Source organism: Desulfonatronovibrio hydrogenovorans DSM 9292 (assembly GCF_000686525.1).
Classification (GTDB): Bacteria; Desulfobacterota; Desulfovibrionia; order Desulfovibrionales; family Desulfonatronovibrionaceae; genus Desulfonatronovibrio; species Desulfonatronovibrio hydrogenovorans.
Genome location: NZ_JMKT01000008.1, coordinates 311,245 through 323,645, shown reverse-complemented (window position 1 = coordinate 323,645; position 12,401 = coordinate 311,245). Strand labels below are relative to the sequence as shown.

Below are 12,401 nucleotides of genomic sequence, written 5' to 3'. Positions count from 1 at the left end.
TCAAGGAGGTCATCGAGTTTTTTGTCCCAAATCCTTTGCACTCAATAATGGCCGGTCCAGGCTCAGAACTTTCATAATCCAGCCCGAAAACTTGTGATGGAAAGGCAGAGGGACTACTCAAAAAAATAATCCCAGATGTAGGGATAGACATAAAAAAGAATAATCAAAACCACAGCACTTAAAGGCCAGAACCAGGGTTTTTTGATGAACTCCGGGTTCCAGGTATTCTTGCCCCGGGGCAGATTGTGCAGGGGTTTGAGCATCTGATACATTGGATCAATATTTTTTTGATCACTGTTCTCAGATCCATGCTCCAGGTCGGGTGTCTGGTCGTCAGCATGGCCGGACTGACTTTCAGCTGTTTTTGCTTCCTTCTTCTCCATATCCACTGACAGTCCCAGCTAATTATTACAAAGATGCCCGCCGGTTTCAATTACCTGCTGAAACCGGCGGGCAAGTCATTTAAAATCTTACAGCCTTTTCCAGCTTGTCCAGGCGGCTTCTTTCCTCAGCCTGCTTAAGCCTGGTATCCCGTTCCTTTTTAACTTCAAAGGCCCTGCTGATCTTGTCTATAAGGTCTTCGATTTCACAGGGCTTCATGAGATAATCATACGCTCCGGCCCGCATGCCTTCAATGGCCGTATCCACTGTACCGTGCCCGGTCAGAAGAATAACTTCAATGCCCGGAGTGATCTGCTTGACCTGGGCCAAAGTCTCAATTCCATCCATACCCGGCATCTTGATGTCCAGTATGATCACATCCACCGGGTTATCCTTGATGTACTCAAGGGCCTGTGTGCCACTGCCTACATCAGCAGTCTCAAAACCTTTGCCCTGCAATCTTTTAGCCAGTGTGGTCCTGAATCTTTCCTCGTCATCCACCAGAAGCAGTTTTAGACTTGTATTGTCAAACATGGCCTTTCAACCTCCTTTAGATCAAATTCCATGATTTGGTTCATCAGCTGCAGCTTCGCCCTTTTCACCAGCTGGCTGCCAGGACATGCTCTTTGGTTACATATGAACTTTCAACTGTTTGTACAAAAAAAGTCAAGGGCTTTTTAGTTATTCTTGAATTACCGCCCGATCATCTCGGACGGTAATTCAGCCTTTACTGTTAATGGGCTGCAATCCCGATCAGGGGCCAGTAAAAAAGTACCCCCACAACCGCCACCACCAGCAGGATCAGACACCAGGGCACAGCCACCTTGATAAAATCCACCTGAGTGAAGTATCCGGAGCTGTAGGCTATAATGGTCGGAGGGCAGCCAATGACCAGCATGATGAAGGAGGTGGTCATGGGAGCCAGCAGAGCTACCGCCACCGGCGACATCCCAAGCATTTCTGCCATGGGCAGGGTTATGGGCAGAGTCAGAGCCACTGCAGCTGAGTTGCTCATGAGGCTGGACAGAAATGATCCGAAAAATCCAAGACCGTAGAATACGATAAAATCATTTCTTCCTTCCAGAAGCGGCAGGCAGGCCTCGGCAAGAAACTGTCCAGCTCCGGTCTTAAGCAGGGCAAGACCCAGAGATACACCTGCCCCGAACACAATCCAGGACTCCCAGGGAAACTTGTCACAAATGGTCCTGAAGGACACCCAGCCCGGAGCGCAGAATCCGATCATGGCCAATACAGCAGGCACACTCACATGCCATCCGGTCAGGTCCCCCATGAACCAGAGCACAAAGGCACCCACAAAAACCAGGGCCACACCCAGTTCTGCCCCGCGCAACGGTCCCGGGTACTCCAGCTTGACACCGACCAGCTCCTTTTCCTTGGGCCGGAACAAAAAGTAGACCACAGCCCAGGTTGCCACTGCTGTAAAAAAGCAGATGGGAAACTGGATAATCAGGTATTCCAGAAAACCAATGACCCTGCCTTCTCCTGTTTCCTGCTGAGTATAGCGGTAAAGGATCTCAACCGCCAGGGGATTTCGCCCTCCGCCGATCATGGTCCCGAATCCACCTGCTGAAGCTGCCAAAGGGATCAGAATCAGGAAAAACTTGGGCAGATCATGCCCCTGCCCGGGCTTCATACCCATGGCCATGAAAACCGGCACAAATGCAAAGACCATGACAACGGTCACGGTTGCATCATGCAGTATGGTGGCCAGCATGGTGCAGCCCACGGCCAGGATGAAGCTCAGCTTCTTGACATTGGTCCCGGCCAGCCGCAGAAGATGATACATCAAACGTCTGGCCAGCCCCACCTCGTTGAGCACCACCCCGAACATGATGATCATGAGCACGAACATGACTGCCGGGTTGGCATAGGGCGTCCAGGCGTCGTTTCTGCCCACAATGTCGAACATGATCATCCCTCCTCCAACGCAAAGGGCTGTAATACCGATGGGGATGGCCTCGGTGGTCCAGAGAATCAGGCAGGTTACCAGCAGAGCCAGCAGCCTGTGTCCTTCAATGGACAGGTTATCCGGTGTGGGAAGGGCATAAACAAGCAGACCCAGCAACACGGCAATGGAGCACTTGATGATAATGCTCTTGCCCGACTGCCTGGGTGCTTCAGGATGCTCTTCAATTACTATCTCACCCTGGTTTTGATCCAATGCTCTATCAGACATGTTAGATACCTCCGAAATATAATTTTGCTATTTTTTTCACAAAAAGAGGCAAAAAATTTTCTTATAAATTACATTCCTGGGTTATGGTCTTATAGATTTCCCTGTACACATCGGAAAACCTTAAAACTCCCACCAGCTTGCCATCATCCACCACAAACAAGGAGTCAAACCGAGTTACAATAAACCTGTGCAGAGCCTGATTCAGGCTGGCCCCGGACCTTATGGTCTGGATTTCAGTCACAGGCCTGAGAAAGTCCCTGACCTTTGTCTGGGCTGCCTTGGAGCAGAGATCACTCAAAGGTTTTTCCAAAAATGAGTACTGCTCCCGCATGGTCTGGATCACGTATTCGTAGTTGGCCACAAAAGCACCTTTACTGGTATCCACCAGCTTTTCATATTCCGGCTCAAGACCGCGCATCAGATCAAAAGGTGAAAGCTTGCCCTTGATTTTTCCGTCCTGATCTTCCACCAAAAGAATCCTCTGCTTGCCCTTACCCGAGGTAAATTCCTCCTGGGCCTGATGCAGGGCCCTGGCAGCCTGGACAAATGTTGAATTCTCCCGGATTCTGGGGAAATCTTTGACCGGACAAGTCAATTCTTTTACCAGTGACTTTTCCATATCAACCTCCATGGTTAGTGTTCTTATTAAGCCTTTATTTTATTGAGCCCTTTCCAAAAAATTAGTATCTGCTTCACTTATCACTTATAAGCCTGGATATACTCTTTATCAGATCTTCCAGGTCCAGGGGCAGCAGCAGGAAGTCGGCGGCTCCCAGCCGCATGCACTCCAGGGAAAGCCTGCTGTCCTCCTGAAAGCCCAGGACAATCAACGGCAGCTCCGAGTAAGCCTCCTTGAGTACGGAAAGCATGGATACACCTTCTCCCCTGAAACGGGTCAGACTGAGGACCACAACATCAGGACAATCCCTGGCAATCTCTTCCAGGGCTCTATCCAGGGAAAAGACTTTGGCCACTCTGAAACCCTGACTTTCCAGCACCCGGGACAGGATTGAACAAAATATCCTGCTTTCTTCAATCACAAGAATACAGGGCTTGCTGTCTGATGTTATGCTGTTTGCCTGATCCATGCGCCTGACTTCCTTTGGTTAGATCCAGCCACCCTGAACAATGACTTCAGAGGCTACATTAGCAATGCTCGTGCCAGATATTGGCCTGAATAATTTCAAATACTTAGATTTGCGACTAATCCCTTTCCATGCCTTCGATTCTATATGTTTCATAATGTATAGCTGGCTGCTGCTTCATTATGACACATAATAAAACTTAAATTGCCGCCTGACTCAACTGCCCTGTATTGCTAATTGATTTTCAATGTCTTATATCAATTGGCCAGTTCCACTAAAAATTGCTTGTTTACCCAGCGGAGTACTGCATTTATGCTAAAATTTCTGGATCTTCTTTTTGACAAATTTAAGATCAGGATGAGGATTGAAGACATTGATGATGCTCCACTCAAGAAAAAATATGAATTCTTCAAAAGTCTTCTTTCCAACAACAACCAGGCCCTGGCTCTGATCAACGATCTGGAGAATCTTCTTCTGGACCATAAACCTTTTGATTATGATGATGTGGTCAACCAGTGTGAACAGCTTATAGGGGTTGTCTATGAAATAGCCGAAGATATGAACGCCATCTCCGGAGGAAAATATCCAGGCCTGTTTTCAGCAACAGAAAAACTGGGGATAGCAATTCTTAAGGAGCTGATCCGCAAGAACAAGCCGGACAAATCCAAATGGACCATTCCCCTTGCCTCCTTAAGCCGGGAAAACCAGCAGCTGGTAGGCAACAAGGCTGCCAACCTGGCCGAGATATCCAACCGAGCCCACCTGCCTACTCCAAGAGGATTCTCTGTCACAGCTTATGCCTGCCACCATTTCCTCAAACAATCCGGTCTGTATGGACTGATCAAGGAGGAAATGAAAGGCCTGGACGTCAGGGATACCAAAAAGCTGGAATCAGCCTGCTTTGGAATCCAGAAAAAAGTCATGGATGCCACCCTTCCTGCTGGAATCCACAAAGCCATAACCATGGAGCTGGATTCCCTCATTTCAGAGTTTGGGCCGGATATCAGACTTGCTGTCCGGAGCAGCGCAGTGGGAGAAGATTCTCAGGATGCCAGTTTTGCAGGTCAGCACAGCTCAGTCCTCAATGTCGCACCTGAAAGCTTCTTCAAGGCGTACAAAGAAGTGGTGGCCGGCACCTTTAACCCCAGGGCTGTATTTTACAGGAGAAGTAAGGGTTACCGGGACCTGGATGTACTCATGAGCGTCCTCTGCCTGATGATGGTGGACGCCCGGGCCAGCGGCTGTCTATACACCGCAGATCCCAATGACAGCACCAGAAACGATCTACTCATAAATGCCAATTGGGGACTGGGAGTGAGCGTGGTGGACGGCTCCATGTCCACTGACTACTGGAGGATATCCAGAGAGGACAGACAAGTAATCAGCCAGGAAATATCAGAAAAAAAAGCAATGCTGGTCATGGGAGGCGAGTACGACCTAAAAAAGGTCAAAGTACCGGCCAGTCAGACCAGTCAGGCCTGCCTGGCTGCTGATGAGATCAGCCGTCTGGTAACCTACGGGCTCAAACTGGAAAAATATTTTGGCCATCCCCTGGATATGGAATGGGCTCTGGACCAAAACAGCAACATCTTTATTCTCCAGGCCAGACCATTGCAGAGGTTTGACCAGGACACTCCGGGGTCATGCCAGCTTCCATCCATACCAGATCATGAACAGGATATTATTCTGTCCGGAGGAATGACTGCTTCACCGGGCACTGCATGCGGTCCGGCCCATGTCCTGGGTCCGGACCAGGATCTCTCAGCTGTGGCTCAGGGGTCCATCCTGGTAGCGCCCCAGACCTCTCCTGATTATGTTCCGGCCATGTCCAGAATAACCGGAATAATCACCGATGTCGGCAGTGTGACCGGGCATATGGCCTCTGTGGCCAGGGAATTCGGCATTCCCACCCTGGTGGGAACATCCACCGGCACAAAAATCATCGCCCACCTCCAGGTGATTACTCTGGACGCTACCAGACAAATGGTTTACAGGGGCCGCGCTGAGAGTATTCTCAAATTCAAACCCCCGGTGAACATCATGAAGGACAGCCCGGTTTTCAAACTGGTCCGGGAAAGTCTCAAAAAAATTGTACCTCTGCATCTGGTTGATCCAGGTGCAAAGGATTTTTCTCCCCAGGGCTGCCAGACCCTGCACGACATAGTCCGTTTCTGCCATGAAATGGCCATGCAGGAGATGTTCAGGCTGGGAGAAGAGCTCCAGGGGCTGGACAAATACATGGCTGTCAGGCTTGAAACTGATCTGCCCCTGAATATCCATGTGTTGGACCTGGGTGGTGGTGTTGAGTTCAACCCGGATGGATCAGGGATCGGCCCGGATCAGATATCTTCAATTCCTCTCAAGGCCCTGCTCAAAGGAATGAGTCATGAGGATGTCCGATGGAGCGGAGACCACCCCCAATCCAGACTCCTGGATGTTGTCGAGTATGCCATCCACAGGCGCAAGCCGGCTCCGAGACAGAAAACCCCAAAAGCTGAACCAGCTGGCATAAACTATGTCATTATATCTGATAAGTATGTTAACTTTAATGCCAGGCTGGGCTATAATTTTGTAACCATTGACTCTTTCTGTTCGAGCCGGGTCAATGACAACTACATCAAACTGTCCTTTAAGGGAGGAGCAGCAGACATCGGACCCAGAACCAGAAGGGCCAAGTTCATATCCATGATTTTAAGAAAGCTTGGCTTCAAGATCATGCTTAAAGGAGACATGCTCCTGGCTGAAATGAAAAAATATGACTGCCCGAGAATAGAGCATAAACTGGACCTGATGGGCAGGATGCTGGGATCCATCCGGCTCCTTGATATGGGCCTTGCTGATGATGGTGATCTTCCCTGGTATGTGGACGAATTTTTGCGCGGCAACTACACTTTCAAAAATAATTAGAGGGAGTTGGAAATGTCCGGGTTATTGGACTTCTTTTTCGGCAAAAAAAAGGACAAACCTTTTGACAATATTGAAGATGCTGTATTCAAGCGTAAGTATGAATACTTTAAAAGCCTTCTTTTTAACAACAACAAGGCCCTGGCCCTGATCAACGACCTTGAAGACCTGATCCTTGAACACAAACCATTTGATTACAACGAAGTGGTTTCCCAGAGTGAGCAGCTCATCAGCACAGTTTACGACATATCCGAAGACATCAATGCCATTTCCGGGGGCAAGTATCCCGGTCTCTTCAAGGCCACTGAAAAAATCGGCATATCAATCCTGCGCGAATTCGTCCGCCAGCGCAAACTGGACAAAACCCACTGGACCATTTCCCTGGCCGGGCTGAGCCGTGAAAGCTTTGACCAGGTCGGAAGCAAGGCCGCCAATCTCGGAGAAATATTCAACCGGGTCCATCTTCCCACTCCCAGGGGCTTTGGTATCACTGCCTTTGCCTGCCATCAGTTTCTCAAGCAGACCAAGCTAGATGAGGCCATCAAGGCAAAACTCAAGGGCCTTGATATTTCCGACACCCAGGCCTTAAGCCAGGTCTGCAGCGAAATTAAGGCCACGGTCATGAACACTGATCTCCCTGAACTGCTGGATAACTCCATCATACAGGAAGTTGCTGAGCTGGAAAAAGAGTTCGGCCCTGATATCCGTCTGGCTGTCCGCAGCAGCGCCACAGGTGAGGACTCGGAGTCATCCTTTGCCGGTCAGCACAGCACCCTGCTTAATGTGACTCCCAAGAACATGATCAGCGCATATAAAGAGGTTGTAGCCAGCACCTTCAACCCCAGGGCCGTATTTTACAGACGAAGCAAGGGTTACCGGGACGTGGACGTACTCATGAGCGTCTTGTGTCTGATAATGGTAGACCCGGTCAGCAGTGGAGTGCTCTACAGCGTCAGCCCGACCAATAAAAATGATGACGACCTGTACATCAGTGCCAATTGGGGCCTGGGGGTCAGCGTGGTGGATGGGTCCATGCCAACGGATTTCTGGCGTTACAGCAGAGCAGAAGGCAGGATTGTCACCAGGGAAGTCCAGCCCAAGAAACAGATGCTGATCATGGACAAAATCCAGGGCGTAATCCAGGCTTCTGTTCAGGAGGACCTTCAGGACAGACCCTGCCTCAACCCGGACCAGCTGGCCACCCTTATTGATTACGGACTAAAACTTGAAAAACATTTTGGCTGGCCCCTGGACATGGAATGGGCCGTGGATAAAAAAGGAACTGTATTTGTTCTTCAGGCCAGACCATTGCAGAGAGTCCTGCCGGATGCCAATGATTCCGAGGAACTCGGGCCTCAAGACACAGCCGGGCATGCAGTCATCCTGGAGGGAGGAATGACTGCCTGTTCAGGCACAGCCAGCGGGCCTGCCTATCACGTTGAATCCGAGCACAACCTTGCAGGCATCCCCCAGGGGGCAATCCTGATAGCCCCTCAGACCTCTCCCAGGTTTGTATCGGTCATGTCCAGGATCGCCGGAATCATTACTGATGTCGGCAGTGTCACAGGACACATGTCCTCAGTAGCCAGGGAATTCCGGATCCCGACTTTGGTAGCTACTTCCAATGCCACAGAACGCATTCCCAACTATCAGGTCATTACCCTGGATGCCACTGGAAAAAGAGTTTACCAGGGCATGGTCCAGTCCATTCTTAAAGAAACCAGGCCCGTCAACCTGATGAAAGACAGCCCGGTCTGGAAGCTGGTCCAGAAAACCCTGAAGAAGATAATCCCCCTGAACCTGATTGACCCCAAGAAAAGCAACTTCTGTCCAGCCGGGTGCTTCACTCTGCATGACGTGGTCCGCTTTTCCCATGAAATGGCCATGCGGGAAATGTTCAACCTGAGCCGGGACGTTCGGCGCGGCCACTACAGAGCAACCCCGCTCAAAACCGACCCTGACCTGAACATCAACATCCTGGATCTGGGAGGGGGACTTACTGTGGAAGATCAGGCAGCAGAAGTTTCCATGGATCATGTCCTGTCCATCCCTTTCAGAGCCCTGCTCAGGGGCATGTTCCATAAAAACGTTCATTGGACCAGCCCTGATGAGCTGAACATGATGGACTTCGCCTCCATAGTGATGGAAAACGTGCTGGAACAACCCAGGCAGAAACCCGGCCTGGACGGACCAAACTATGCCATAATTTCCGGTGAATATCTCAATTTCAGCGCCAGGCTGGGCTACCACTTTGCAACAGTGGATGCCTACTGTTCAGAATTTGTCAATGACAACTACATCACCTTTTCATTCAAGGGTGGAGCAGCCGACGTGGGCCGAAGGACCAGGAGGGCAGCCCTGATTGCAGCCATCCTCAAAAAGCTAGGTTTCAGGGTGGAGCAGAAAGGAGACCTGGTCAGGGCTGAAATGAAAAAATATGACCAGGTCAGACTGGAGGACAAAATCGATCATATAGGACGCCTTCTGGGCTCAGTAAGGCTTCTGGACATGGTCCTGACCGAGGATGGTCATATCAGCTGGTATGCAGATCAGTTCATGAAAGGCAACTACACCTTTGCCAGGCTTGATCCAGGCCAGTCCTGATCCGGACACGATTTCTTTTGGATAAAAAAGGCCGGGGAAATCCCCGGCCTTTTTTTTTCAGCTCACCATCCCCTTTGGGGCTTAGGAGAAGCCGATGATGGGCCAATAAATCATAACTGAAAATGAGCAGACCAGAAGGAGGAAAATGCACCATGGAACAGCGTATTTCACAAACTGACCCTGGGAAAAATACCCGGTGCTGTAAGCAATAATGGTCGGGGGGCAGCCAATGACCAGCATGATGAACGAAGTGGTCATGGGAGCCAGCAGGGCCACAGCCTGGGGTGACATGTCCATCATTTCGGCCATGGGCAGAGTGATGGGCAGCATCAGGGCCACAGCAGCTGAATTGCTCATGAGACTGGAGATAAAGGAGCCAAAGAATCCAAATCCGAAATAGACCACAAATTCATGCTTGCCTTGCAGCAAAGGCAACAAAGACTCGGCAAGGAACATGCCTGCTCCGCTGTTGAGCATGGCCATGCCCAGAGACACTCCTGCCCCGAACACAATCCACGACTCCCAGGGAAATTTGTCGCAGATGGTCTGAAAAGAGATCCATTTTGGTCCGCAAAAACCTGCAATGGCCAGGGCCGCCGGGATACTCACATGCCATCCGGTCAGATCGCCCATGAACCACAATACAAATGTTCCGATGAACACAATCAGGACCCCGATTTCCTTGAACTGCATGGGACCGGGATCTTCCAGCTTTATCCCGGAAAGCTCCTTTTCCTTGGGCCTGAAAGCAAGCCAAAGAACACCCCAGGTTCCCAGGGCTGTAAGAATAGCTATGGGAAACTGGATAATTATGTACTCCATGAACCCGATGGTAATTGCCTCGGCAAATTTGGGTGACTCTTCGGTAAAGACCTGCAGGATTTCCACAGCCAGAGGATTACGTCCTCCGCCCAGCAAGGTGGCAAAACCTCCGGCTGAAGCAGCCATGGGGATGAGCATCATGAAGAACATGGGCAGCCGGTGGCCCTGGCCGGGCTTCATGCCCATGGCCATGAACACCGGCACAAAGGCAAAGACCATGATAACCGTGACTGTAGCATCATGAAATACACTGGCAGTCATGGTACAGCCAATGGAAAGAATCAGGCTCAGGCGCTTGACCTTGGTCCCGGCAAATTTCAGGAGATAATACATGATGCGCTTGGCCAGACCAACTTCATTCAGGACTACCCCGAACATGATGATCATGAGCACAAACATGACTGCCGGACTGGCATACGGTGCCCAGGCATCGTGGGGGGTCTGGATATTGAAAAGAATAAGCCCTGAACCGACCAGGAGAGCGGTAACTCCGATGGGAATAGCCTCAGTAACAAACAGGATGACCACAGTGACCAGCAGGGCCAGCAGCCTGTGCCCTTCAGGGGATAAGTTTTCCGGAGTGGGCAGTAATGCAACAAAAAGGCCCAGACCCACGGCAATGGCAAGCTTGACCAGGATTATGCCGGGGCCGGATTCTTTTTTGATGGATTCAACTTCAGCCATAATTCACACCTCATTGGTTTTTTTTATTTTTTTAAAGCAAAAAAACCCGACCAGGATAGGTCAGCCAGCCGTGCAACTTTCTTTAATTTTATTGGAAATATAGCTGTAAACATCTGCAAAAAGGAGCAGGCCCACTAGCTTAGTTCCATCCACCACAAAAAGGGAATCATGACGCTCAACTACAAACCGGTGCAGGGCGTCATCCAGAAAATCATCCTTGCCCACCATATGTCCTTCAGTGGGCAGCTTGAGAAAATCCTTTATCTTGCTGTGCTGTGCTACCTGACAGAGATTATCCAGGGGCTTGTCCCATAGTACTTTCTGCTTCATTGATTTGATCACATACATTGTGTCCTTGAATTTCAGCCGGTTGGGATCAATAACATTTGTATATTTAGGCTCAAGGCCCTGGATAAGATCCATGGGCGACAGCTTGCCCACTACTTGCCCCTTGTCGTCCTCAACCAGAAGCGTCCTGTACCTGCTTCTGCCAGCTAAAAAATTTTCCTGAGCCTTTTCTAGGGCTGTGTGGGCCTCATGGAAAAAGGCTTCCCTGGAAATGGTGGGGAACTCCTTTAAACCCACCATCAAATCTCCTATTCGCGGATGCTCAGGTTTTTTTTCAACCATGGAATCCTCCTTTAAATTAACCTCATTCAATAGCTGTTTAATCAGCAAACAGGTGGAGGGCCTAAAGATACTGCCTCCCAACCGTTTGAAACCCTGCCCAAAAGACCTTTTGAAATCATCTGAAACATCAATTGTGCAAAAAATAACTAGCCTGAGCTAGTTGCTAGCAGCCCTTAAACATCAAATACAAAAAAGTGTCAACAGGATGGCCCTGGATATTTTTCCAAAAGACAAATTAAAACATTTTGATTCATAAACCGTCCTGAGCTAGGCTGGCCATGTCCTTTTTTTCTCAATCCAGGGCCAATTTCATTATGATCTGGACCAGTGCTTTTGCCAGTGCTCCACCTGTTCCTTCATCTTGTCCTTAACCCGGCTTTCTTCTCTGGACACCTTGTGGTCATAGGCCTGGAGGATTTTTTCTAAAAGCTGCTCAAGGTCACAGGGCTTCATCAGGTAATCATAAGCTCCCAGTCTCATTCCCTCCACAGCTGACTCCACATTGGCGTGGCCGGTCAATAAGATCACCTCTGTATCCGGATCAATCTTCTTGATCTGGCCAAGGGTTTCAATGCCGTCCATTCCAGGCATCTTAATATCCAGAACCACCACGTCCACTGGGCCGTCCTTCATGGATTGCAGGGCCTCCACCCCGCCTGAAGCGGTCCTTGGTTTGACCCCCTTCTCCCCCAGCCTCTTGGCCAGAGTAGTCCGAAAGCGCTCTTCATCATCTACCAGCATAAGCCTGACTTTTTCCAGGCGCTCTAGATCCCCGGGATGGTTCATCGTCTCCTCCTTGAAATGCTTGGCCGGATAGAAATTAACCGACGCAAGAGGTTATTGAGCCAACATAATACAACATCTTTAATTTCTACTCAATAATTGAGTCAATCACTTTCCTAAATCAAACTATTTTTAACGTCATTGTGCGCACCCAGGGGGTGGTGGCAATCTCATGGAGAACTAACTGAGATTATTATTCTTCATTCGCAATGACAAAAAAGTCGCTCAATTCAGGACTTAGAAAAAAGCATCGCCCATGCCCAATGCCTGCTGAAAAAACAGCGCATTAGAATAACAGGTCCGGCTGGCCA

Annotated in this window: 10 protein-coding genes; 2 read left to right on the top strand and 8 right to left on the bottom strand. The window is 49.7% G+C overall.

Annotated elements, in window-relative coordinates; translation table 11 throughout:
• Positions 1-113 precede the first annotated feature (113 nt).
• The 5 genes from P771_RS0102820 to P771_RS0102800 form a co-directional block, all read right to left on the bottom strand.
• A complete protein-coding gene (locus P771_RS0102820) occupies positions 114-389 on the bottom strand; it encodes a hypothetical protein (protein WP_028573941.1) in 276 nt (91 codons plus the stop codon).
• Positions 390-462: 73 nt separating this feature from the next.
• The gene (locus tag P771_RS0102815; protein ID WP_028573940.1) at positions 463-915 is read right to left on the bottom strand and encodes a sigma-54-dependent transcriptional regulator; all 453 of its coding nucleotides are present in this window, start codon (positions 913-915) and stop codon (positions 463-465) included.
• Positions 916-1,114: 199 nt separating this feature from the next.
• Positions 1,115-2,578, bottom strand: a complete 1,464-nt coding sequence (locus tag P771_RS0102810; RefSeq protein ID WP_028573939.1) for an SLC13 family permease — start codon at positions 2,576-2,578, stop codon at positions 1,115-1,117.
• Positions 2,579-2,639: 61 nt separating this feature from the next.
• Entirely contained in the window at positions 2,640-3,197 is a 558-nt protein-coding gene (locus tag P771_RS0102805; RefSeq protein WP_028573938.1) for a CBS domain-containing protein, read from the bottom strand.
• Between the two features lie 73 nt (positions 3,198-3,270).
• A complete protein-coding gene (locus P771_RS0102800; protein ID WP_028573937.1) occupies positions 3,271-3,666 on the bottom strand; it encodes a response regulator in 396 nt (131 codons plus the stop codon).
• A gap of 309 nt (positions 3,667-3,975) precedes the next feature.
• Here P771_RS0102800 and P771_RS0102795 point away from each other — a divergent pair, with 309 nt between their 5' ends.
• Both P771_RS0102795 and P771_RS16240 read left to right on the top strand, forming a co-directional pair.
• Positions 3,976-6,570, top strand: a complete 2,595-nt coding sequence (locus P771_RS0102795; protein ID WP_035243818.1) for a PEP/pyruvate-binding domain-containing protein — start codon at positions 3,976-3,978, stop codon at positions 6,568-6,570.
• A gap of 12 nt (positions 6,571-6,582) precedes the next feature.
• Entirely contained in the window at positions 6,583-9,171 is a 2,589-nt protein-coding gene (locus P771_RS16240) for a PEP/pyruvate-binding domain-containing protein (protein ID WP_035243816.1), read from the top strand.
• Positions 9,172-9,252: 81 nt separating this feature from the next.
• Here the strand turns inward: P771_RS16240 and P771_RS0102785 are convergent, their stop codons facing one another.
• The 3 genes from P771_RS0102785 to P771_RS0102775 form a co-directional block, all read right to left on the bottom strand.
• Positions 9,253-10,677: an SLC13 family permease gene (locus tag P771_RS0102785; RefSeq protein WP_028573935.1), complete on the bottom strand. Its 1,425-nt coding sequence runs from the start codon at positions 10,675-10,677 to the stop codon at positions 9,253-9,255.
• 60 nt (positions 10,678-10,737) lie between these two features.
• Positions 10,738-11,307, bottom strand: coding sequence for a CBS domain-containing protein (locus tag P771_RS0102780; protein ID WP_028573934.1), 570 nt, complete (start codon positions 11,305-11,307; stop codon positions 10,738-10,740).
• A 312-nt stretch (positions 11,308-11,619) separates the two neighbouring features.
• Positions 11,620-12,093, bottom strand: a complete 474-nt coding sequence (locus P771_RS0102775) for a sigma-54-dependent transcriptional regulator (RefSeq protein WP_051617064.1) — start codon at positions 12,091-12,093, stop codon at positions 11,620-11,622.
• Positions 12,094-12,401: the final 308 nt, after the last annotated feature.

What these genes read in the sequence shown, in the direction of transcription:
- P771_RS0102815 (WP_028573940.1), bottom strand. Translation starts at nt 915, where the DNA reads ATGTTTGACAATACAAGTCTAAAACTGCTTCTGGTGGATGACGAGGAA.
- P771_RS0102810 (WP_028573939.1), bottom strand. Translation starts at nt 2,578, where the DNA reads ATGTCTGATAGAGCATTGGATCAAAACCAGGGTGAGATAGTAATTGAA.
- P771_RS0102805 (WP_028573938.1), bottom strand. Translation starts at nt 3,197, where the DNA reads ATGGAAAAGTCACTGGTAAAAGAATTGACTTGTCCGGTCAAAGATTTC.
- P771_RS0102800 (WP_028573937.1), bottom strand. Translation starts at nt 3,666, where the DNA reads ATGGATCAGGCAAACAGCATAACATCAGACAGCAAGCCCTGTATTCTT.
- P771_RS0102795 (WP_035243818.1), top strand. Translation starts at nt 3,976, where the DNA reads ATGCTAAAATTTCTGGATCTTCTTTTTGACAAATTTAAGATCAGGATG.
- P771_RS16240 (WP_035243816.1), top strand. Translation starts at nt 6,583, where the DNA reads ATGTCCGGGTTATTGGACTTCTTTTTCGGCAAAAAAAAGGACAAACCT.
- P771_RS0102785 (WP_028573935.1), bottom strand. Translation starts at nt 10,677, where the DNA reads ATGGCTGAAGTTGAATCCATCAAAAAAGAATCCGGCCCCGGCATAATC.
- P771_RS0102780 (WP_028573934.1), bottom strand. Translation starts at nt 11,307, where the DNA reads ATGGTTGAAAAAAAACCTGAGCATCCGCGAATAGGAGATTTGATGGTG.
- P771_RS0102775 (WP_051617064.1), bottom strand. Translation starts at nt 12,093, where the DNA reads ATGAACCATCCCGGGGATCTAGAGCGCCTGGAAAAAGTCAGGCTTATG.